The organism is Bacteroides sp. B1-V-101 (assembly GCF_023656585.1).
In the GTDB taxonomy this organism is placed as follows: Bacteria; Bacteroidota; Bacteroidia; order Bacteroidales; family Bacteroidaceae; genus Bacteroides; species Bacteroides thetaiotaomicron.
The window spans coordinates 23,968-46,955 of sequence record NZ_JAMOKH010000017.1 but is presented as its reverse complement, the minus strand read 5'-3'; the positions used below and the strand labels follow the sequence as shown (position 1 = coordinate 46,955).

Here is a 22,988-nt window from a genome sequence, read left to right as displayed (position 1 = left end):
ATAACGAATCTATTCTTTTCCTTCAAAATAGTTGCGGAAAAAAACAAATTTAAAAATATTTGGCTATTTTTGCACGGAGATGGTGAAAAACAACTTATTGAAATGCTGTTGAAAACAAGAATAATTATAAGTTGCTGTTTTATAAGCTTGTTATCTTTCTTTGAAGAAGATTGTTATGCTTCACGGCCGGGGTCGAAAGAATGTGTGAAAGTTTCCTCTGCCAGTTTTACGGTAAGGGGGCGGGTCATCGATACCTATGGTGAACCACTTATCGGAGCGACAATCAGAGAGAAAGGCGGAGCGAATGGAACAGTGACAGATGTGGAGGGGAATTTCTTTTTATCCGTTCCGGATAGTGCTGTTCTGCAAATTTCTTTCGTAGGTTACGAGTCTCAGGAAGTCAGTGTAAAGGGTAGGTCAATGCTTGAAATATGTCTGAAAGAAAATATTCTGCTGCTTGACCACGTGATTGTAACTGCTTTGGGACTTGAAAAGAAAGAATCCTCTTTGGCTTATGCCGTGCAAAAGGTGAGGGGAGAAGAACTGAATCGTGTGAAAGAAGTGAATATGATCACGGCTTTGGCAGGAAAGGCAGCCGGTGTGCAGGTCAGCAAGAACTCTTCCGGCATGGGCGGATCGGCGAAAGTCAGTATCCGTGGGGTACGATCGGTGGCCGGTGATAATCAGCCTCTGTACGTGATAGATGGTGTTCCCATGCTAAATTCTACTTCGGAACAGGCTTATTCGGCTATCGGCGGTACGGCAAATGCCGGTAACCGGGATGGGGGAGACGGAATCTCGAATCTGAATCCGGAGGATGTGGAAAGTATCAGCATCCTGAAAGGAGCTCCTGCCGCAGCCTTGTATGGTAGCCAGGCGGCCAACGGAGTCATTCTTATTACTACAAAGAAAGGAAATACCGTAGGACGGAGGGATATTCATTTCTCTACCGGACTGACTTTTGAAAAGGCTTTCTCTCTGCCCGAAATGCAGAACAGCTACGGAGTAAGTGATGTAACAGACAGTTGGGGAGAAAAAGAAAATCTGACGGTTTACGATAATTTGGGTGACTTTTTCCGTACCGGACTGACGTCGATTACTTCTGTATCCGTCAACTCCGGAAATGACAAGCTACAAACATATTTCTCCTATGCCAACACCACCGGTCGCGGTATTCTGAATGAAAATAAACTCTCCAAACACAATATCAATCTGAGAGAGACCGCCGTCCTCTTCAACAGCAGGCTGAAACTGGACGGTAACGTGAATGTCATGAAGCAGACGGTGAAGAATAAACCCGTATCGGGAGGCTTTTATATGAATCCTCTGGTAGGTCTCTACCGCTTTCCTCGTGGCGAGGACTTGTCTTATTATAAGGAGAACTATGAACGTTATGACGAGGACAGAAAGCTGAATACACAAAACTGGCATACTTTTACCGAAGACTTTGAACAGAATCCGTATTGGATACAAAACCGCATACAGAGTAAGGATGCACGTATCCGCCTGCTCCTTTCCCTTTCTGCCAATTTGAAAGTCACTGATTGGCTGACACTTCAGGCTCGTGGCAATCTGGATTACTCAGCCGATAAACTGCGTCAGAAATTTTATGCCTCCACCGCTACGGCACTCTGTGGGATGAACGGGCGCTATATTGAAATGGATTATCAGGAAACGCAGATGTACGGAGATGTGATGGCGATGGTCAAGAAGCAACTGAATGACTTCACATTGGATGTAGCCATTGGTGGCAGTATCAATGACAGAATAACTAACTCTACTCGCATTGATTCGAAGAATGCTTCGTTGAAATATGCCAATGTGTTTAATCTTGCCAATATCGTGATGAGCAGTTCTGCCAGTATCGATCAGAAAATAGATGCCCATTACCAACTGCAATCGCTCTTTGCGACGGCACAGATTGGCTATAAAGAAGGAGTCTTCCTTGACCTGACCGCACGTAACGACTGGTCGTCTACGCTGGCTTACACGAAGTACGAGAAGAAAGGATTCTTTTATCCTTCCGCCGGTGTCTCTTTCCTTCCGAATAAGTGGGTAAAGATGCCCGAATGGGTTTCGTTCTCGAAGTTGCGCGGTGCTTATAGTATCGTAGGCAACGGGGTGCCTCCCTTTATCACTTACCCTGTTTCGTATGTGACTGCCGGTGGAGAGATACTGGCAAGCGATGCGGCCCCTTTCGCCGAGATGAAACCGGAAATGACGCATTCCGTCGAATTGGGTATGGAATGGAAGTTCTTGCAGCACCGCCTCGGATTAAATTTGACCTATTACCGTACCGACACGTATGAGCAGTTCTTCAAACTGCCTGCGCTTGCGGGGGATAAGTATGCCTATCGATACGTCAACGCCGGAGATATCCGGAATCAGGGATGGGAGATAACGCTGGATGCCACTCCGGTACTGATCCCCGACTTCACGTGGAAGACCTCTCTCAACTTCTCTGCCAATAAGAACAAGATTGTAGAACTCCATGAAGAACTGAAAGAATTTGTTTACGGACCTACCAGCTTCTCGTCCAGTTATGCGATGAAACTGGTGAAAGGCGGCTCTATCGGCGATATTTACGGTAAAGCCTTTATACGTGATGAAGCAGGCAACATCGTTTATGGAACGGACGGAGACTATAAAGGACTTCCGTTGGTCGAAGGCGACGGAAATACCGTAAAGTTGGGCAATGCCAATCCGGATTTTATGCTGGGATGGAATCATTCCTTCTCCTACAAAGGTTTCAGCCTTTACTTCCTGCTTGACTGGCGCTATGGAGGTGAAATCCTTTCGCAGACCCAGGCGGAGATGGACCTCTATGGAGTATCGAAAGCGACGGCACAAGCCCGTGATAAAGGATATGTTTCGCTGGAAGGCCGGCAGATAAGCGATGTCAAAGGATTCTATAAAAATGTAGTGGGCGGACGCGCCGGCGTGACGGAATACTATATGTATGACGCTACCAACCTCCGTCTGCGGGAAGTTTCGCTGAGTTACAGCTTCCCCCGAAAATGGATACAGAAAACGAATTGCCTGAAAGACCTGCAACTTTCTTTTGTAGCCCGCAACCTTTGTTTCCTGTACAAGAAAGCGCCTTTCGATCCCGATCTGGTACTTTCTACAGGCAATGACAATCAGGGAATTGAAGTGTTCGGTATGCCTACCACCCGCAGTCTGGGCTTTACTTTGACATGTGAATTTTAAGAGCAGGAGAGAAGACGATGAAGAAAAAACATATTTATATATACTTGCTGGGGATGCTGCTGCTTTCTGTTGGCTGTACAGGGAAATTTCGTGAATTTAATACCGACCAGTCGGGAGTTACGGACGATGATTTGCTGATTGACGACAATGGTTACGGTATTCGTCTGGGGATTATCCAGCAAGGCATCTACTTTAACTACGATTTCGGTAAAGGCAAGAACTGGCCTTTCCAGTTGATACAGAATCTGAACGCGGATATGTTCTCCGGTTATATGCACGACGGAAAACCCCTGAACGGAGGTACGCATAACTCGGATTATAATATGCAGGATGGCTGGAACAGCGCCATGTGGACACATATGTATTCGTATATCTTTCCACAAATCTACCAGTCGGAGAATGCCACCCGTGATACGGAACCTGCCTTGTTCGGCATTACCAAGGTGCTGAAAGTGGAAGTCATGCACCGTGTGACAGATTATTACGGCCCTGTTATTTATAAGAATTTCGCGAATGCCCAGAATCAATATCGCCCTGATACGCAGAAAGAAGTCTACTACGAGTTCTTTAATGAACTCGATTCGGCTGTTGTCTCTCTTGCCGATTATATAGACAAGAAGCCCGACTCCAATGGATTCACCCGCTTTGATATTTTGCTGGACGGTCAATATTCCTCTTGGATCAAGTTTGCCAATTCGTTGCGTATGCGTCTGGCAATGCGTATTTCTGCGGTTGATCCGGATAAGGCACGCACCGAGTTCCTGAAAGGACTGGAAAATGAATTTGGTGTTTTTGAAGCGGAAGATGAACGGGTAGCGGTCTCAACGAAATCCGGATTCACGAATCCGTTGGGAGAACTCAACCGGGTATGGAATGAAACTTATATGAGCGCTGCAATGGAATCTATTCTGACAGGCTACGATGATCCCCGACTGAAAGTTTACTTTGAAACCTGTACCGACAAAGCGTATGCAGGAGAGTATCGCGGCATCCGTCAGGGAACCTGCTTTGCGCACAATCATTATGCAGGCTTATCCAAATTGTCCGTCGATCAGAGTACGGATGCCCCATTGATGAGTTCCGCTGAAATCTGGTTTCTCCGTGCCGAAGCTGCTTTGCGCGGATGGATACCGGAGGATGAAGAAGAATGTTATCAGAACGGAATAAAGGCGTCTCTTCATCAACGCGGCATTTATCAGATGGACGACTATCTGAACAGTGAGCGGACAGCTGCCGATTTCATCGACACACAAGACCCCGAAAATAACATTCCTGCCCGTTGCCTGGTTTCTCCTAAATGGAATCCCGCAGACGACAAGGAAATAAAGCTGGAAAAGATCATTACGCAGAAATGGATAGCCTTATTCCCGGAAGGTTGCGAGGCATGGGCGGAACAGCGTCGCACGGGATATCCCCGCCTGTTTCCGGTACGCTTTAACCATAGCAGGAACGGATGTATCGACACGGAGACAATGGTACGTCGCCTCAACTTCCCCGGCACGCTGCAAACCGAAGACAGAGAGCAATATCTGGCTCTTGTGGAGGCTCTGGGCGGACCCGATCATGGAGGTACCCGATTGTGGTGGGATACAGGAAATAATAGTCTGGATTAAAATTTTAGTGTCGGAATGTGAATATATGTATAGGTTTAACTATTTTTGCACCTTCATTTAAACACATTTGTCATGAAAAAGATCATTTCTGCTCTTTTCCTATGTATGCTACTTTCTGCCGTACCGGAATTGCAGGCACAAAACATTCAGTTACATTATGATTTCGGACGTTCCCTGTATGATAAAGACTTGAAAGGACGCCCGCTGTTGACCTCCACTGTCGAGAAGTTCCATCCCGACAACTGGGGAAGTACCTACTTCTTTATCGATATGGACTATACGTCCGAAGGGGTCGCTTCCGCTTACTGGGAGATAGCCCGTGAACTGAAATTCTGGAAAGGTCCTTTCTCCGCCCATCTCGAATACAATGGTGGATTGGCAAAAGGATTCTCCTACAACAACGCTTACCTGGCGGGAGCCACCTATACCTATAATAACGCTTCTTTCTCCAGAGGCTTCACATTGACAGCGATGTATAAGTATATACAAAAGCACCCATCCCCGAATAACTTCCAGTTGACAGGAACATGGTACATGAACTTTTGCAAGGATTTGCTCACCTTCTCCGGTTTTGCCGACTGGTGGCGTGAAGAAACCAAGTATGGAAAAACCATCTTCCTCTCCGAACCGCAATTTTGGGTAAACCTGAACCGCATCAAGGGAGTGAATAAAAACTTTAACCTGAGTGTCGGTTCCGAAGTGGAACTGAGCAATAATTTCGGTGGTCGTGACGGCTTCTATGTAATTCCGACACTGGCTTTGAAGTGGACGCTGAACTAAACTTCGAAGTACAAAATTCCCCAACGGATATACATCAATTATTGAATAAAAATATCGAATGAAAACAGATTTGATCTATGGCGTAGAAGACCGCCCCCCATTTAAAGATGCCCTGTTTGCTGCCTTGCAACATCTGCTGGCTATCTTTGTAGCCATCATTACACCTCCTCTTATCATTGCGAGCGCACTGAAGCTGGATGTTGAAAAAACAAGCTTTCTGGTATCTATGTCCCTTTTTGCTTCGGGGGTATCTACGTTTATACAATGCCGTCGTATCGGTCCGATAGGAGCGAAGCTGCTCTGCATCCAAGGTACCAGCTTCTCCTTTATCGGTCCTATCATAGCGACCGGATTAGTAGGCGGACTTCCGCTGATATTCGGCTCCTGTATAGCTGCCGCACCTATTGAAATGGTCGTCAGCCGTACCTTCAAGTATCTTCGCAATATCATCACCTCGCTAGTGTCCGGCATTGTCGTACTACTGATCGGATTGAGTCTGATCAAAGTCGGTATCGTTTCCTGTGGCGGCGGATATGGCGCGATGGACGACGGCTCCTTCGGTTCGTGGGAAAATCTGTCCATTGCTGCACTCGTATTGTTGAGCGTCTTGTTTTTCAATCGCTGCAAAAACAAATACCTGCGCATGAGTTCCATCGTGTTCGGCCTTTGTCTGGGTTATGGACTGGCTTTCGCCCTGGGAAAAGTAAATATGAGCGCACTAAATGTCGAGATGCTGATGAGTTTCAACATCCCGCAACCTTTTAAATACGGTATTGATTTTAATATCTCTTCATTTATCGCCATTGGCCTGGTCTATCTGATCACTGCCATTGAAGCCACAGGTGATGTGACAGCCAACTCCATGATTTCCGGACTTCCGATTGAAGGTGATTCTTATCTGAAACGTGTTTCCGGCGGTGTGATGGCAGATGGCTTCAACTCTCTTTTAGCAGGTATATTCAACTCCTTCCCGAACTCCATCTTCGCACAGAATAACGGTATCATCCAATTAACAGGAGTTGCCAGCCGCTATGTAGGCTATTATATTGCCGCTATGCTCGTTCTGCTGGGATTATTCCCCATTGTAGGAGCTATATTCTCTCTGATGCCCGATCCGGTACTGGGAGGCGCCACCTTATTAATGTTCGGTACAGTAGCGGCAGCAGGTATCCGCATCGTTTCCTCACAGGAAATAGGCCGCAAAGAAACCTTAGTCTTAGCAGTCAGCCTATCTTTAGGTTTGGGTGTGGAACTAATGCCGGACGTATTAAAACAAGCTCCAGAGGCAATTCGAAGTATTTTCTCTTCAGGAATCACCACCGGAGGTTTAACTGCAATTGTTGCTAATATGGTAATTAGAGTGAAGTAATAGGTAATAAATAATAGGTAATAAGTAATATGCCATGCGGGTAAAGCTACCGGCAGCTACGATTATTACCTATTACCTAATACCTATTATTTATTTCTAAATTACTCATTTTATCTGTAATCCGAAAGGGGAAATCTGGATACTCGTAGAGGCTGAAACGAGGTTCGGTTTCCCCTTTTGTATAGCTCCAGATAGAAGCGTAGTCTTCCGGGTCTTCCCCCATCTTGCTGAGTTGGCGTAGATAAGCTGCCAGTGATTTATTCTCTACGATATAGATTTGTCCCATCTGATCGATAATAGGGCTATGGTGACGGGTACCGTCATGTTCGAAGCGAAGAATTCGTTTGCCTTCCTCAGTCAATCCTACCAATTGGAAAGTCATACTCTTGCCGATAGCAGGCAGATTCAGTACACTGCGGTCGGTAGCAAGGAAAGGCAGATGATGCTTTCTCATGAACCGTCTTATTTGTTTGGCGGTGTCAGCATCTTCTTTCGTTTTTTCTTCATTTATACCTGCACTGACTTTGGTCTCCAGTATCTTATACAATTCTTCCGCCTGTTCCGGAGTCATCTGTCCGTAAATTTTCTCTTCCTGCTGTTCCTGCATTGAGCGACTGTTGGGGGCAAACACCGCATAATTCTCATTAAATCCCTTCACCGAGAACGTATAATAACATACCACTCCCAGTGAATTGAGTACCTGGCGAAGCCGCGTAGTATGTCCTCTGCGTGAGGCAGCCACCGTATATACCAACTGGTTCGTAATAATCCATCCGGCAGAAAGAATCTTCCGAATTGCTTCTTTAGCCTCGGGGGTAACCTCCAGCGGTGTCTGAAAATGAGTCTGAATGATAAACTGCTTGACGCCAACAGCCGAAGCCTTTTCCTTAAACTCCCGCAAAATGTCAACCAACTCGTCATTAATACGCATCGGCAAATAAGCCAATAAACGAGAACCCAGTCTCACCCGTTGCAATTCCGCATATTTCTCACCTTCCGGACGTTCAAGATTCGCCCTTTGTTTGCGTACCGCCATACGATACACCGCTTCTAATATATTCTTCAACGTCTTATTCTGACTCATCAGCGCATCGCCTCCCGTAATCAGAATATCGCGTAACTGCGTATCCTGTTCAAAATAGGTCATCAACCGTCGCAACTTACTGTCCCACGACTCCTTCGGTCGTAACGTCTCAAATTCAAAATTCAGCCGTTCACTCTGAAAGTCATACATACGCTGGCAAGATGCACAAAGCCCTCCACAAGCCCGTCCCATCGTATCAGGAATAAGGATAGCCACCTCCGGATACCGTCGGTGAATATTATGTCCGTCCGGCAAGAGCCATCCGGCAGCATTCGGCTTTCCTGCCTCCACAATATCTTCCTTCTCCCATGCACGAATATTGCCATACGTCTCCACTAATCGTGGCGAATAAAGTATATAACTCCGAATCGCTTCATCATTATACCCATACCCCGTCACATTCAGCAACGACAAATAATAAGGCGTAGCAAAGAACGGCATTCCCTTTTTACGTGCCCGATTCAGCAAATACATCGTCTCCGACGAAAGTGAATTTCCTAAAAAGCGATTCAACTCAGCCGGACTTTTCACAGCCATCGACAAATGAAAGCGGAAATCTCCCCACCATTTGCTTACCAACTGATACTTCTCCTCATAACTCATCCCTTCCTCAAAATGGAACCGTACCGAAGGCTTCGACTTCCGGTTCTCAATCTTCTGAATCAACAGATGCAGCATCCGTTCCTTATTCTCATCCCGCATCTCCCGCACTTCCTCATCCAATCCGGTATCCCACCGGTCATTCCGGCTCTTGATGCGCTGCGGAGACGGCGAAGGAACATTTTCCCCCTGCAAACGTTTGAACAACTGGAACAATTCTACAAACAAATCCGTCGGCATCTCTATATTCTCCAACTTCTCCGTCAGAAACTGATAAAGCAACCGTATCGTCTGTACCGAAATATCCTGTCCCGTAGACAGTTCATGAACATCCTGTCCATCATACTGGAGTAAGAGTCGAATTTGCTCCCTTGCCTCCTCCGCAACCTCATTAACCATCCCGCAACTATCCAGATGTTTTAGCAGACCAGCCTTAAAGTCCTCCACTGTCGGACTCACCGCCGCCATCTCTACCAACTCCGGCATCTCCTGCGTGTATATTTGTTTCAACTGCGAAAAAGTAAGTACAAGCATTTTCTTTTGTTTCATAAGCATCCTCTATATTATTATATTATTTATTGATTAGTAACGACCTATCCCTCCGCAAGGTTCCCCCGGCCTCGACTGCCCGGCGTCAAGCACAGGTCTTATTTACGGCGTTAAAAAAGGCAGACTGTTTGAGCGAAGCGAGTTTCTGCCCTTTAGCCGGAAATGAGACCGGAGTAGCCGGGCAGGCGCAGCCTTGATTTTTTCTTTTTGGTACTTTTTCTTTTGCATCAAGGCAAAAGAAAAAGTACATAAAGATAATAAAAAAAGCGGAAGTATGCCACTCCCGCTTTTCCTGCTATGCTATTCTTTACGATTTTCTAACATTTACGCGACCTTATTTTTTCGTTTCCGTGTCGTCGTTCTTCCTTTTCGGTTCCTTTTTGGCAAGGAGCACTATATTATATACATAGTCCGTCATCCACTGTTCCGAATACCCCAGGCGTTCCTTGTATTGGCGGACAGTCGCCGCAGTCTTGTGCACATCATCAGCCTTCCACACCGTCTTCGTACAAACATCGTGTACCGTCTTCTGCGTCATCCCGTAAAGCGCCTTCTTGAATATAGACGGCATACGGAACTTCCATTGCATCAGATTTCCCATCAGCATCATCAAGTCGTTGGAAAAACCTTGATACATAAACAGATACGACTGGATATCATTCTGCGTACGGCAATTACGCTTCACGGAGCTGTCGATCTCCTTAAAGAAACTTTCATTCAGTCCGTAGTCCTGCATCAGCATTTTGCGTGAAGCTGACTTTTCTGCCAGTCCCAGCTTACCTCCCTGCGTAGGAATCTTGAACAAACGTTTGAAGTTAGCCACATCCGGTAAAAAGCGGATGTTGGTAATACCTAAGTTAGTAGCGATGACTGACTGGAAATAAACCCGGGTCAGTGATATGAAATCTTCTACATTGCCGACTTTTGTTTCATCGGATTTCTTTTTGAATAAACCAAATAAGCCCATCGTTATATTTACTATTTTATAATTTACAATTTACAAATCGTGTGTGGAGATTTTAATGAGCCGCAAAGGTACGAAAAAGTGTTGGTTTTCACCAACATTCCAAGTCCTTTTCGATGTCCGGCATGGTCTCTTTCCTGAAAACAGGACTTTGGATGCCCGCTTTCTTCTGGGCACGATAGTCCGAGAGCAGGCGGATGGCATACTTTCCGAGAAAGATAATGGCGATCAGGTTGCAGACAGCCATCAGAGCCATCGTGATGTCCGCCAGACTCCATACCAAATCGAGTGTGGCGACAGACCCGAAAAGTACCATGCCGCTGACCAATATCCGGTAGGTGTGGAGCACCCATTTCTTTGCGGTGATGAAACGGATATTCGCTTCACCGTAATAATAATTTCCCAAGATACTGCTGAATGCGAAGAAGAACAACGCTACGGCAACAAAGATGCTTCCGGAAGCACCGATCTCATTCGTGAGCGCCTGTTGGGTTAGTTGCACCCCATTGGAGGAACCGTCCAAAGGAGCACCGCTGAAAAGAATGATAAATGCCGTACAGGTGCAAATTAATAAAGTATCGGTAAATACTGCCAGCGTCTGTATCAACCCCTGTTTGACAGGATGAGTGACGTTGGCCGTCGCTGCTGCATTCGGAGCCGAACCCATACCGGCCTCATTGCTGAATAATCCGCGCTTGATACCCTGCATCAGCGCCATACCGACACCTCCACCCAATGCCTGTTCCCAGCCGAAGGCATGACTGATGATGAGAGATATCACTTCCGGCAGATGCGTGATATTAAGTAATACGATGACCAGTGCCAGTCCTACATATCCTAATGCCATAACCGGGACGATAATGCTGCTTACATGCGCTATCCGGCGGATACCACCGAAGATGATGACAAGAGTCAGAGCGGTAAGCACTCCTCCCAACACCGTATGATTGAATCCGAACGCATGTTCGGCAGCAGCACAAATCGTATTGCTCTGTACCGAATTGAAAGCAAAACCGAAAGTAATGCTGATGAGCACAGCGAAAAGCATCCCCATCCACGGCTGTTTCAATCCCTTCTTCATATAATAAGCCGGGCCTCCGACAAAAGAGTCCTTCCCGCGTATCTTATATAACTGTGCCAGGGTAGATTCGATAAAAGCGCTCGAAGCTCCCAGCAGGGCGATCGCCCACATCCAGAAAACAGCTCCCGGTCCGCCGATGGCGATGGCGGTGGCCACCCCTGCCAAGTTGCCCGTACCCACACGGCTGGCAATCGTAATAGCGAATGCCTGAAAAGATGAAACATGTTTCTCGCCCTGTTTTCCTTTTCCGGCGGACTCGCTGAGTAATACAATCATTTCGCGAAGCATACGGAACTGTACGAACCGCGTTCGGATGCTGAACCAAACGGCACAGCCCAGTAACATGATAATCAGGATGTATGTCCAGAGTATATCATTTATTTCATTGATAAAGTTCATAGTTAGGTTTTTGAAAAGAATAAATCGTAGTATATCACTCGTTTTTCATTCGGAAATAAAATTTATGATTTTCGAATACGGGCTCTACTATATCATACCGAACAAATTTGGCAAGCAGATGTTCGGCGGCACGTCGGGAAATACCGGTCTGCCGACAATACCGGTTGAGTGAAAGCAGTGTTCCCTGTTCCAGCAGGTCGAGCAGGAGTTGTTCGCGTTCCGTATAACGGATCAGTTCTCCCCGCGGGCTGCCACTTTGTTGCCATACACGCAGGTGGATAGGGGTAGCCAGTATATTCTCATCCTTGATGCGGAGATAGGCGAGAGGCTTTCCGTTTTCGTCTTTCGCATAGACAGGCTTGTGCGGATTCTCTTCGATGGTGGCTACTAATACCTGTTTGCCTTCCACGATATATGTTTGTAAAGTATAATCTATCTCCGGGATGCAATAAAGTTGTGCGGCTGCTTCAATCATATATTTTTCCTCTTCAGATCGTACGCCGGCTATTCGTCCATTGTCTTTCACGCCGATCAATAGCCGTCCTCCGTCGGTATTGGCAAAAGCCGACAGCGTTTTGGCAATCTTGCGTGCGTCGGAAATTTCGAATTTGAAGTCCTGTTGCTGATGCTCTCCTTCAGCTATCAAAGTATGTATGTAATCCGTATCAGTAAGCGTTTTCATGGCTACAAAGGTAGGGAAAAATGGTGAAAAGCCCTTTTTTTAGCTTATTTTCGCAGATAAATTCAAAAAAAATATTGTTTTTATGCGTTTATTTCGGGAAACAGTGTATTTTTGCGACACATTATTAACGAAAAAAATAAAAGGATTATGAAAGAATTGGTAGAAAAAGTAGCAGCTCTGTATGCTGACTTCTCAAAAGATGCTAACGCTCAGATTGAAAACGGTAACAAAGCAGCAGGAACTCGTGCTCGTAAGGCTTCTTTGGAAATCGAAAAAGCAATGAAAGAATTCCGTAAAGCATCTTTGGAAGCTTCTAAAAACTAAGAAATAGAAGTCTACTAAGATATCAGGAAAAAAGAAGAGGATGTGTCGTGAGATGCATCCTCTTCTTCTATTTATACCTCCTTCTCTTTTCTGAAACCCGAAATATCGGACGAATGTGCTATTTTTAAGATTACATTGAAAAACGGTCACTCTAAAAATAACGAACTAGAGAAAAATCTGCATAAATAAATGCAATAATATACGAAAAAAAAACATTCTTTGCATGAAACTACATGAAATATACACCTTTTCAAAACAAAAAAGTATCTTTTGGTTTTAAACCAAGGGGGTGTTTCTTTAAAACCAACGCCTCCTTCCTCACCGACCAACCTGTTTTCCGTCGGTAAGGAAGACCTGAAAAAGCTGTTTTTGCTTAATTTTCTTCTAATTGATCCATAAATACCGGGAAAATAAAAGTGTCATTCGGAACTGTTTTTCTTCAGTAAGCGATCAGAATGATCAGTGAAAAAGAATTATACTTCTGATTTGACCGATAAACTCTTTGAATAGTAAAAAAGAGGAATCCTGTATTTGTGAATGATGACATTTTTATGCCTTTCTTTAAAGTGGGATACAATTATGCCCTTCTTTCACTGTTTAAATATTCCTTTTTTAAGAAAGGTCCTTTTTTAGTGATCAATAGATGTCGCTATATGTGAAAAGTTATTCATGGTAATTTGAATAAATGAACTCAATCTTTCCCTATTTGTTGTTTCGTTTTTCGGTGATACTGATTTTCGGAGTGTCTTATTCTGAAAATTGGTCGTGTATATGCGTATTAGGCAATTATAGTTGCTGAAATATGTGTATATTTATTGTGTAATATTTAATACTGAGTACAATGTTAAAAGTAGTAGCATTTATGAAGCAAGTAGCCGAAGAGCTACGGATGGGGGGAAACTTTGGTACGGCGCACGTATATCGCAGCAGCACCAATGCCATCATTGCTTATTGTGGGGAAGGGGATTTTTCTTTTGACGAGGTCACCCCGGAGTGGTTGAAAGGTTTCGAGATACACCTTCGTGGGAAGGGATGTAGCTGGAACACCGTTTCCACTTATCTAAGAACATTTCGTGCGGTGTACAATCGTGCCGTCAACAGTAGGATGGTCGTTTATACGCCCCATCTGTTCCGCTCTGTTTATACGGGCACGCGTGCGGACCATAAGAGGGCATTGTGTGATGAAGATATGAAGAAGGTATTCACCAGACTGCCTTCATCTTCCGCCATACCTCTTGCCGTGAGGCGTGCGCAGGACATGTTCGTGCTGATGTTCTTGCTTCGTGGTCTGCCGTTTGTCGATCTCGCTTATCTGCGTAAAAGTGATTTGAGAGATAATGTGATCACTTACCGCAGGCGGAAGACAGGCCGGCCCTTGTCGGTGACGCTTACTCCGGAAGCGCTCGAACTATTAAAGAAGTATATGAACCGCGACAGCCATTCGCCCTATCTCTTCTCACTGCTGAAAAGCGGAGAGGGAACAAAGGAGGCTTACCGGGAATATCAGTTGGCATTGCGCAGCTTCAACCAGCAGCTCACGCTCTTGGGGGAGGTATTGGGACTGAACGATAGACTGAGTTCATACACCGCCCGCCATACATGGGCTACAACAGCCTATTATTGCGAAATTCATCCAGGTATTATCTCCGAAGCTATGGGGCACTCGTCCATCAAGGTGACCGAGACTTATCTAAAACCTTTCCGTAATAAGAAAATTGATGAGGCTAATAATCAGATTATTGATTTTGTAAAACATTCAATAGCTGGAGTAGTAGCTTGAAAATGAATCTGTTACTTTCTAGGTAACGGAGCTAAATAGCGTTGCAAAGATGGATATATTTTGGAAAACATGCAAACAAAAAAGATATTTTTTCTGATAAACTACTAAAAAAAGAGAAATAATACGATAAAACAACGGATTTCTTTCTATTAGGGACCTGTTAACCTCTGATCAAGATACAAAGAATTTCCTCCCCTCTGCCGCATGTCTGAAGCAGGGGTAAATATGTTTCACTGTAAAATAGTCTGGTTTTTCATATAGATAGCTCCACAGGAGTCAGGACAAAGGTTTACCCGTTACCTAGAAAGTAACGGGTAAAGGCTGTTTGGCCTGTATGCTTCATAGTGTATTATATAAGGGAAATAAAGGTTGAATGAATTAAGAAAAGGAGGTCGCACGAGAAATGAACGGAACAACACATGGGATTTAAAATCAAAAGTGAGAAATTATATTTTTATTATTTTTTTAATTTATAAATTAAAAGTTTTTTATTATGAACAAAAAGTTTTTAAATGCTGTCCTGTTTGGAGCGCTGATAGCGTCCTCGGCAGGTACATTTACTTCTTGTAAAGACTACGATGACGACATCAAGAGTCTGCAGGAACAAATTGACAAAAGCGGAAGCACCGTTGGCGATCTTCAGACTCAGCTGACAACGCTGAAGAGTGCTGCAGAAGCTGCACAGGCTGCTGCTGATGCTGCAAAGACAGCTGCTGCAGAAGCTAAGACTGCCGCAGAAGCTGCAAAAACTGCCGGCGACCAGGCTGCTGCCGATGCTGCTACAGCGAAAGCGCTGGCAGAAGAAGCGAAAGCTGCCGCTGCGCAAGCAAAAGCAGATGCGATAGCGGAAGCCGCAACACAGGTTGAAGCATTGAGAAATTCAATGCAGGCTGCTATTGACAACAAACTGGATGTGACAGTACACGAAGCTGCTGTAAAAGCACTCGGTGCTCAGATTGAAGGTATTGAAACAGGTTTGAGCAATCTTGCCAACGGAGCAGTGAAAGAAAATACCGAAGCGATCAAAAATGCTCAGGATGCTATCGAAACGTTGATTACAGCAGATAAAGACTTGCAGACTCAGCTCGACGCTTTGAAACTTTATGCAGAAGGTGTAAAAGATATAGCTGACGCTAACAAGGAAGATATCGCGGCAGCGCAGGAAGCTATTGAAGCTGCACAGGATGAGATTAAGAAACTTTGGGATGAAATCAACGGTGAAGGCGGTCTGAAAGCTTTGATCGGTGAGAATAAATCTGCCATTGAAGCGCTGAAGAACTCTACAGCTCAGGATATTGCTGACCTCGAAGATAAGATCAACGATGAGCTGGATGCTATCAAATCGGATATCTCAGGTATTCAGGGTGACATCAGAACCATCAACAGCCAGATTATTACTATCAACGCTGACTTGGTGAGCCTGCACACTTTGATGACTTGCCGTCTGACAAGCATCACGTTTGCTCCCGACTATATCGTAGACGGTGTGGAAGCGATCAAGTTCAACTCATTGAAATATGCTCCGATGGGAAGCGGTGAAAATGCTGCTATTCCTACGAATTATAGTATTTCTACAGCTGCTTTGGCAACTGCAAGCTACCACTTCAACCCGGCTAGCTTCAAGTTGGGCAATGCTGACTATAGCTACTTGGATCGTAGCGCTACAGTGATCAACACTCGCGCGGCTGCCAGCCAGTGGGTTCAGATCAGCGGTACTCCGGTTGCTAACGCTGCAACGGGAACAGTGGACTTCAAACTGCTTCGTCTTAACGTCCATTCTACTCAGCCGGCAGAAGATAAAGTAAACATGGTTGCTTTGCAGGCTACTCTGAAGGGTGATGCTGTAGACAAAGACGAGACTAACGTAGTGGTTACTTCTCCGTATGTATCTATCTATGATGACGTACTGGCTGCACCGGACGTTCGCATCTCTGACAAAGCTACTTTAGTTTCAGGTGCTGACGGTGCTCATTATGCAACTACTTTCACTGCTTGTAAGTCAGAAGCTGTTCGCTATACAACTCCTTACGATCAAGTATTCAACCTGAAAGACCTGGTGGCTACTTGCTTCGGTAACGGTAATCACAAAGAATTCCCGATCGAAGACTATAAGTTGTCATATAAGTTCTCTGTAGCTTCTTCTGATTACAACATCACTGAAGGTGAAACTTCAACCAACCAGCAGAAATGGGTGGTATGTAACGACGCTGAGGCAGGTTTGTACCAGGCAGAAGGCTTCAATAAAGAAGCGATCGGTCGTACTCCTATCCTGAAAGTGGAATTGGTAGACGAAGCAGGCAATGTAGTACGTCGCGGATTCGTGAAGATCGAATTTGGTGTGACGAAGCAAGATGACCTCGTAGTAGGTGACAAGGCTTATGACTTGGTAGCTAAATGTACTGAAACAGCTGCTGAATACACTATCACAGAGCAATTCATCCGTGAAAATGTTTACCGCGTTATTACTAACGGTAAGGAAACAAGCATGAGCCACGAAGAATTCTGGAACTTGTATGATGCTTCCGGTGCTGTTGCTGTAGTGAAGAAGAACAACCTGTCACACACTATGACTCTGCCGAGAATCGTTGACGGTGATACTTCAGTAGGTACTGCTACGAAGAAGATCGTATGGTCATTTAATCATGGTGAACTGGGTAAGATCGGTGCCGGTGGTTCTCAATTTGTTGCAACTGTAACAGTGAAGAACAAGCTGACTTCTTCTGAATATCCTGCAAGCATCACATTCAAGTTCACTGTAAACGTGAAGTTGCCTGAACTTACTTTGGATGCTACTGAAAATGATATTTACTGGACGAAAGATGGTGATGAGTACAAGTACTTCAATGTAAATGTGAGTGTACCTAACTCAGTTGCTTCTCCTGCAAGTGATTGTCAGTTCAGAAGAGCATTGACAGAAGCTTACTCTGCTTACACTGTGAAAGGACTTCCGGGTTGCGAATCTGCTCGTTACAAAGTAATCAAGACTTACTCTAACGGTAACTTGACTTCTCCTGTAATGTCTGGTGTTCAGATCGACGGTAACTATATCACCCTGGATAAGAGCAATGCTGCTGTGAAGGCTGCGTTGAACAGCGCAAACGGTCTGCAAGCTGTCGTTGCACACATCTACACGATGAGCAATGGCGACGAAGTGACTGTTAACGAATTTATGGTTGACTTTATCCGTCCTGTTAACTTGAACATGCCGAGCGGTATTGCAGTAATAGACGCTAAGACTGGCGGTGATGTTGCTGACTTCCAATGGAATGGTCTGTTGACTGACTGGAGAAACGAAGCAATTGTAAAAGATAGCTGGTCATGGGTTGAAAATGTTCATTCTTACTGGAAGAGAGTTTGTACTCCTGAATTCGAATATGTTCAAGGTCACGAAGAAATGGTTACACCGGCTCAGTTGGATGTAGAATATGGTACGATTAAGTTTACTACCACTACTGTGACTACTATGTATACAGGTAAGGCTACTTATAGATACTATAACAGATTGGGTGGATCTACTAAGAAGACTTACACAACTGAAGAGTTCTTGACTCAGGCAGAAGTTGACGCTTCTCTTGAAGCACAGAAATTAGCTGGATGGCCGTTGATATATCCACATGTTGAATTAGATGGCGATATTATATATACGGAAGTTTCTAAACCTGCAAGCACTACTATTGAGTACGACTATGTGAAGAGTATCAACTATGTACCGGCAACTTACAAGTGGGTTGAAGGTAACTGGACAATGGTTCCTCACAGACACACTGAAAAGCCTGCATTCGAAGGAACATCTTACGGACAGATCTCAGGATGTTGGGAATGGACGAAGAAAGAGTGGGGCAGACCGGATTGGAATCCTGGACAATACTGGTTCTTCTATGGTCCGTTCGGCGATGTAACACTGGATTTGAACAAAGTAACTACAAGCTTGGAATACAACGGTAACAAGTTGCCTGATGGCGCTACTTTGGTTCAGACTGGTAACACTGTGAAGTATGTGAATGTTAGCTCACCAGTTGGATATACTTATCAGATATTCATTCCTGCTACAGTAAATTACGGCTGGGGAACTACTTCTTCTACATTGACTATTACAGTTAATCCGAATAACTAAGAATCGCAAATGTCAATGAATTCTTAGACATTCAACAACAAAAGGGTGCTCTAATCAGAAAAGGGCACCCTTTTCACCATAACAAGTACATTCTGCATACTCTGTGATAAGACATAAAATATATAAAATTATGAGAATAAGAAATTTATTAATAGCCATACTTACTGTCGGCAGCACAGTAGCATTCGCTCAGGAACAGCGACAAATCAAGGAAGAAGGCAAGACTGTGTTCAAACCTCATTGGTTTATGCAAGTACAGGCAGGAGCTGCTCACACAGTAGGCGAAGCCGATTTTACAGATCTGATCTCTCCGGCAGCAGCTGTCAATGTAGGGTATAAGTTTGCACCTGCATTTGGAGCCCGTTTAGGCGTAAGCGGTTGGCAGGCAAAGGCAGGATGGGTCACTCCTTCTCAAACCTATCAGTACAAATATCTGCAAGGCAATCTGGACCTTATGGCAGACCTCAGTACTTTATTTTGTGGTTTTAATCCGAAACGTGTATTCAATGGATATATTTTTGGCGGCGTAGGATTGAATCATGCTTTCGACAACGACGAAGCAAACGCACTGGACACAAGATCTCATGAATTAGAGTATTTATGGCAGGACAAACAAAATCTTATAGCCGGACGTATGGGATTGGGATGTGATCTGCGCCTCAATGACCGGCTGGCTATTAATATTGAAGGAAACGCAAATGCACTGTCCGACAAATTCAACTCGAAAAAGGCAGGCAACTGTGACTGGCAATTTAACGTATTAGTGGGCCTGAACATCAAATTAGGAAAAAGCTATAAGAAAACAGCTCCGGTATATTATGAACCGGAACCAATAGTAGAACAACCTAAACCACAACCTGTCGTGAAACAGCCCGAACCGGAACCTGTGGCAGTGGTAGTGGAACCTATGAAACAGAATATATTCTTTGCTCTGAACTCCGCACTTCTCCAGAAAGACCAGCAATCGAAGATCGATGCAATGGTGGCATACATGGAAAAGTATCCGGCAAGCAAAGTTGCCATAACCGGATATGCCGACAAAGAAACCGGTAATCCGAGAATCAATATGACTTTATCAGAAAAACGTGCGAAGATTGTTGCCGATGCCTTGAAAGACAAAGGAATAGCGCCGGACAGAATCGTTGCGGATTTTAAAGGAGATACAGTACAGCCTTTCCGGGTGCCTGAAGAAAACCGGGTAAGTGTCTGTATTGCAGAATAATATTTTCCCACTTCTCATGCGGGTATATACCCCATTCCTCTATTCTATTAATAAAAGTATGAGGGACCTGCATGGGAGGTAAAAGAGGAAGCCCGTGCTTGTGAAAGCCCGGACTTCTGCAATGAACCCTTTCTTCACTTGTTAGTGAAGATAACCCCACAGGGAACAGATGGAAAGCAATGCTTGTGAAAGTCTTCTTTCCCGATATCTGTTCCTTACAGAGGATGCCCCTCACATTTTTCCCACGGGCATCCTCTTTTTTTATATATAGACTGATTTTATTATAAAGTCTGATTGTTTTGTTTATAGAGAACAAAATACGAGTGATTTGGTTCGTTATCAACCGGCATTCCGATTTAAATCGTATATTTGCGTCTGTAATCAGATTGGGTCCATGAACGAAAATGTCCTCACTAAACTAAAGATACTTGCAGAATCGGCCAAGTACGATGTATCCTGTGCATCCAGCGGTACAGTGCGCTCCAACAAACCGGGCATGCTGGGCAATACCGTAGGTGGTTGGGGAATCTGTCACAGCTTTGCCGAAGACGGACGGTGCATCTCCTTGCTCAAAGTCATGCTGACCAATTATTGTATTTACGACTGTGCCTACTGTATCAACCGGCGCAGTAATGATCTGCCTCGCGCCACGTTATCCGTCTCCGAACTAGTAGAGCTGACGATTGAATTCTACCGGCGCAATTATATCGAAGGCTTGTTTCTTAGTTCCGGTGTGGTCCGTAGTCCGGATTATACAATGGAGCGGCTTGTGCGTGTGGCGAAAGACTTGCGTCAGGTGCATCGCTTTAACGGATATATTCATCTGAAAAGCATCCCCGGAGCAAGCCGGGAACTGGTGAATGAAGCCGGGCTGTATGCCGACCGCCTTAGTGTCAACGTAGAAATCCCGAAAGAAGAGAACCTCAAACTGTTAGCTCCCGAAAAGGATCATAAGAGTGTTTTCGCTCCGATGAAGTATATCCAGCAAGGCGTGTTGGAAAGCAAGGAAGAACGGCAGAAGTTCCGTCATGCTCCCCGTTTTGCGCCTGCGGGACAGAGCACGCAGATGATTGTAGGGGCTACCTCCGAGTCGGATAAAGATATCCTTTACCTTTCGTCGGCACTTTATGGGCGACCGACGATGAAGCGTGTTTATTACTCCGGATATGTCTCCGTGAATACGTACGATACACGCCTGCCTGCACTGAAACAACCGCCTCTGGTACGTGAGAACCGTCTTTATCAGGCGGACTGGCTGCTACGTTTCTATCAGTTTAAAGTGGATGAAATCGTAGATGACGCATATCCTGATCTAGATCTGGAGATAGACCCGAAGCTCTCGTGGGCTTTGCGTCATCCGGAACAGTTTCCTGTCGATATCAATAAGGCGGATTATGAGATGTTGCTCCGTGTCCCGGGCATCGGGGTGAAGTCAGCTAAGTTGATTGTGGCATCCCGTCGTTTTTCCCGTCTGGGCTTTTATGAGTTGAAGAAGATAGGCGTGGTGATGAAAAAAGCGCAGTACTTCATTACGTGCAGGGAACTGCCTTTGCAGATGCAGACGGTGAATGAGCTTTCTCCGCAGCGGGTACGCAGTCTGCTGCTTCCGAAGCCTAAGAAGAAGGTGGACGACCGCCAGTTGATACTGGATTTTGGGGAATAAATGGAGTTTCAGATGTTGTAAACCGGAAGATAATGAACGTCTATATCTACGATAAAACTTTTGATGGTCTGCTGACTGCTGTCTTCGACGCTTATTTTCGTAAGACCTTTCCCGATTTCCTGTTATCGGAAGGGGATGCTTTGCCTTTGTTTTATGATGAATTGCATACGGTGGTCACCGATGAAGAGAAAGCCGCCCGTGTGTGGCGTGGCTTGCAGAAGAAAGTCTCTTCTTCCGCGCTTGGCTGCCTCACCCAGTGTTGGTTGTCGGAATTGCCGGATATAGGGATGGTTATCTTTCGTTATATTCGTAAGGCGATCGACGCTCCCCGTTCTATCGAGACTAACTTCGGCGATCCGGATGTGCTTCTGCTTGCCCAGATATGGAAGAAGGTGGATGGCGAACGGATGCATCTGATGCAGTTCGTGCGTTTTCAGAAAGCGGCGGACGGTACGTTCTTTGCTGCCTTCGAACCGCAGTATAATGCCTTACCGCTTACCATCCAGCATTTCAAAGATCGTTTTGCCGATCAGAAGTGGATTATCTATGATATGAAGCGGCGTTATGGCTTTTACTATGATTTGCAGGAAGTGACTACGATTTCTTTTGATGACGACAGCCGGGAAGCTCATCTGATTACGGGGATGCTGGACGAGAGCTTGATGGATGAAAATGAGAAGATCTTTCAGAAGCTCTGGAAAACGTATTTCAAGGCTATCTGCATTAAAGAACGCATGAATCCGAGGAAGCATAAAAAGGATATGCCTGTCCGCTACTGGAAGTATCTGACGGAGAAGCAGAAGTAGGCTTATTCTATCCGCTGCACCGTCACATCCGGAAATTTCTGCATCAACGAAAGTAAATGTCCTTCATCATTGTTCCGTTTTGATTTGATGACCATTGTGACTTGATAAGATTCCATTTCACCCGAATGCTGTGTTTCCATTTCGTAAGAGACAATCATATAATCTTTTGAATTAAATCTGTCCGCTATCTGTTTCAAGCTGTCTTTGTTGTTAGTAGAGAAGGAGATCATCGAACTTTTCATGCCTACACTCTTGAAGATGTAGCTGAGCAGTTCCAGTCCGATCAGAGTCAGTACGGTAGTGGCTATGCCGATGGTGTACATTCCCGCGCCGACTGCCAGACCGATGCCGGCTGTAGCCCATATGCCGGCGGCTGTGGTCAGTCCACGGACGATTTGTTTCTGTAGGATAATGGTTCCTGCACCGATGAATCCGATGCCGCTGACTACTTGTGCCGCTACACGGCTAGGGTCGAGCGTCACACTGTTTTCTTTGATGATTTCTTGAAATCCGTATTGCGAAACGATCATGATCAGGGCACTCCCCAATGATACGAGGAAGTGAGTGCGGTATCCGGCTTCTTTGGCGCGATATTCACGGTCCAGTCCGATGATGGCTCCCAGTATTCCTGCCACCAGTAATCTTAACATAAAATCAACGTTCAACATCATAGGTTCGGTCTCCTTTCTTTTCTTTGTTTGTTTCTTCTGTTTTTTTCTTTAAAAACGGTTAGTTCTATAAATATACA

15 protein-coding genes are annotated in these 22,988 nt (G+C 45.1%); 10 read left to right on the top strand and 5 right to left on the bottom strand.

The features are described from left to right. The first annotated feature begins 102 nt into the window (after positions 1-102). From NBH01_RS14115 to NBH01_RS14100, 4 genes are all read left to right on the top strand, one after another. Positions 103-3,210: a SusC/RagA family TonB-linked outer membrane protein gene (locus NBH01_RS14115; RefSeq protein WP_195380709.1), complete on the top strand. Its 3,108-nt coding sequence runs from the start codon at positions 103-105 to the stop codon at positions 3,208-3,210. 17 nt (positions 3,211-3,227) lie between these two features. Continuing rightward, positions 3,228-4,823, top strand: coding sequence for a SusD/RagB family nutrient-binding outer membrane lipoprotein (locus NBH01_RS14110; protein WP_195380710.1), 1,596 nt, complete (start codon positions 3,228-3,230; stop codon positions 4,821-4,823). 72 nt (positions 4,824-4,895) lie between these two features. Next, the gene (locus NBH01_RS14105; protein WP_011109270.1) at positions 4,896-5,603 is read left to right on the top strand and encodes a nucleoside-specific channel-forming Tsx family protein; all 708 of its coding nucleotides are present in this window, start codon (positions 4,896-4,898) and stop codon (positions 5,601-5,603) included. A gap of 58 nt (positions 5,604-5,661) precedes the next feature. Further along, positions 5,662-6,972, top strand: a complete 1,311-nt coding sequence (locus NBH01_RS14100; protein WP_234141630.1) for a nucleobase:cation symporter-2 family protein — start codon at positions 5,662-5,664, stop codon at positions 6,970-6,972. 76 nt (positions 6,973-7,048) lie between these two features. On the opposite strand, the gene NBH01_RS14095 is transcribed toward NBH01_RS14100, so the two are convergent. From NBH01_RS14095 to NBH01_RS14080, 4 genes are all read right to left on the bottom strand, one after another. Next, positions 7,049-9,205 carry a KamA family radical SAM protein gene (locus NBH01_RS14095; RefSeq protein ID WP_070750166.1) on the bottom strand — a complete coding sequence of 719 codons (2,157 nt, stop codon included), beginning with the start codon at positions 9,203-9,205 and terminating at the stop codon, positions 7,049-7,051. A gap of 334 nt (positions 9,206-9,539) precedes the next feature. Further along, positions 9,540-10,172: a DUF8491 family protein gene (locus tag NBH01_RS14090; protein WP_008760131.1), complete on the bottom strand. Its 633-nt coding sequence runs from the start codon at positions 10,170-10,172 to the stop codon at positions 9,540-9,542. Between the two features lie 88 nt (positions 10,173-10,260). After that, entirely contained in the window at positions 10,261-11,649 is a 1,389-nt protein-coding gene (locus NBH01_RS14085) for an alanine/glycine:cation symporter family protein (RefSeq protein WP_225694062.1), read from the bottom strand. Positions 11,650-11,683: 34 nt separating this feature from the next. Then, positions 11,684-12,331 (bottom strand): AlbA family DNA-binding domain-containing protein, encoded by a 648-nt coding sequence (locus tag NBH01_RS14080; RefSeq protein WP_008760133.1) that lies wholly within the window; start codon positions 12,329-12,331, stop codon positions 11,684-11,686. A 147-nt stretch (positions 12,332-12,478) separates the two neighbouring features. Between NBH01_RS14080 and NBH01_RS14075 the strand changes: the two genes are divergently transcribed. The 6 genes from NBH01_RS14075 to NBH01_RS14050 all read left to right on the top strand — a co-directional run bounded on the left by NBH01_RS14075 (position 12,479) and on the right by NBH01_RS14050 (position 22,240). Continuing rightward, positions 12,479-12,655, top strand: coding sequence for a BF3379 family histone-like protein (locus NBH01_RS14075; RefSeq protein ID WP_008760134.1), 177 nt, complete (start codon positions 12,479-12,481; stop codon positions 12,653-12,655). 841 nt (positions 12,656-13,496) lie between these two features. Beyond that, on the top strand, positions 13,497-14,435 hold the full coding sequence (locus NBH01_RS14070; protein ID WP_016268274.1) for a tyrosine-type recombinase/integrase: 939 nt from the start codon (positions 13,497-13,499) through the stop codon (positions 14,433-14,435). Between the two features lie 493 nt (positions 14,436-14,928). Next, a complete protein-coding gene (locus NBH01_RS14065; RefSeq protein WP_234141632.1) occupies positions 14,929-18,549 on the top strand; it encodes a cell surface protein in 3,621 nt (1,206 codons plus the stop codon). A 130-nt stretch (positions 18,550-18,679) separates the two neighbouring features. After that, positions 18,680-19,771, top strand: coding sequence for an OmpA family protein (locus tag NBH01_RS14060; protein WP_234141633.1), 1,092 nt, complete (start codon positions 18,680-18,682; stop codon positions 19,769-19,771). Positions 19,772-20,165: 394 nt separating this feature from the next. After that, entirely contained in the window at positions 20,166-21,434 is a 1,269-nt protein-coding gene (locus NBH01_RS14055) for a putative DNA modification/repair radical SAM protein (protein ID WP_008764634.1), read from the top strand. A gap of 32 nt (positions 21,435-21,466) precedes the next feature. Continuing rightward, positions 21,467-22,240, top strand: a complete 774-nt coding sequence (locus NBH01_RS14050) for a TIGR03915 family putative DNA repair protein (RefSeq protein WP_070750147.1) — start codon at positions 21,467-21,469, stop codon at positions 22,238-22,240. Between the two features lie 2 nt (positions 22,241-22,242). Here NBH01_RS14050 and NBH01_RS14045 read toward each other — a convergent pair whose 3' ends face one another. Then, positions 22,243-22,911, bottom strand: a complete 669-nt coding sequence (locus NBH01_RS14045) for an MgtC/SapB family protein (RefSeq protein WP_055217087.1) — start codon at positions 22,909-22,911, stop codon at positions 22,243-22,245. Positions 22,912-22,988 lie beyond the last annotated feature (77 nt).

What these genes read in the sequence shown, in the direction of transcription:
- NBH01_RS14115 (WP_195380709.1), top strand. Translation starts at nt 103, where the DNA reads ATGCTGTTGAAAACAAGAATAATTATAAGTTGCTGTTTTATAAGCTTG.
- NBH01_RS14110 (WP_195380710.1), top strand. Translation starts at nt 3,228, where the DNA reads ATGAAGAAAAAACATATTTATATATACTTGCTGGGGATGCTGCTGCTT.
- NBH01_RS14105 (WP_011109270.1), top strand. Translation starts at nt 4,896, where the DNA reads ATGAAAAAGATCATTTCTGCTCTTTTCCTATGTATGCTACTTTCTGCC.
- NBH01_RS14100 (WP_234141630.1), top strand. Translation starts at nt 5,662, where the DNA reads ATGAAAACAGATTTGATCTATGGCGTAGAAGACCGCCCCCCATTTAAA.
- NBH01_RS14095 (WP_070750166.1), bottom strand. Translation starts at nt 9,205, where the DNA reads ATGAAACAAAAGAAAATGCTTGTACTTACTTTTTCGCAGTTGAAACAA.
- NBH01_RS14090 (WP_008760131.1), bottom strand. Translation starts at nt 10,172, where the DNA reads ATGGGCTTATTTGGTTTATTCAAAAAGAAATCCGATGAAACAAAAGTC.
- NBH01_RS14085 (WP_225694062.1), bottom strand. Translation starts at nt 11,649, where the DNA reads ATGAACTTTATCAATGAAATAAATGATATACTCTGGACATACATCCTG.
- NBH01_RS14080 (WP_008760133.1), bottom strand. Translation starts at nt 12,331, where the DNA reads ATGAAAACGCTTACTGATACGGATTACATACATACTTTGATAGCTGAA.
- NBH01_RS14075 (WP_008760134.1), top strand. Translation starts at nt 12,479, where the DNA reads ATGAAAGAATTGGTAGAAAAAGTAGCAGCTCTGTATGCTGACTTCTCA.
- NBH01_RS14070 (WP_016268274.1), top strand. Translation starts at nt 13,497, where the DNA reads ATGTTAAAAGTAGTAGCATTTATGAAGCAAGTAGCCGAAGAGCTACGG.
- NBH01_RS14065 (WP_234141632.1), top strand. Translation starts at nt 14,929, where the DNA reads ATGAACAAAAAGTTTTTAAATGCTGTCCTGTTTGGAGCGCTGATAGCG.
- NBH01_RS14060 (WP_234141633.1), top strand. Translation starts at nt 18,680, where the DNA reads ATGAGAATAAGAAATTTATTAATAGCCATACTTACTGTCGGCAGCACA.
- NBH01_RS14055 (WP_008764634.1), top strand. Translation starts at nt 20,166, where the DNA reads ATGAACGAAAATGTCCTCACTAAACTAAAGATACTTGCAGAATCGGCC.
- NBH01_RS14050 (WP_070750147.1), top strand. Translation starts at nt 21,467, where the DNA reads ATGAACGTCTATATCTACGATAAAACTTTTGATGGTCTGCTGACTGCT.
- NBH01_RS14045 (WP_055217087.1), bottom strand. Translation starts at nt 22,911, where the DNA reads ATGATGTTGAACGTTGATTTTATGTTAAGATTACTGGTGGCAGGAATA.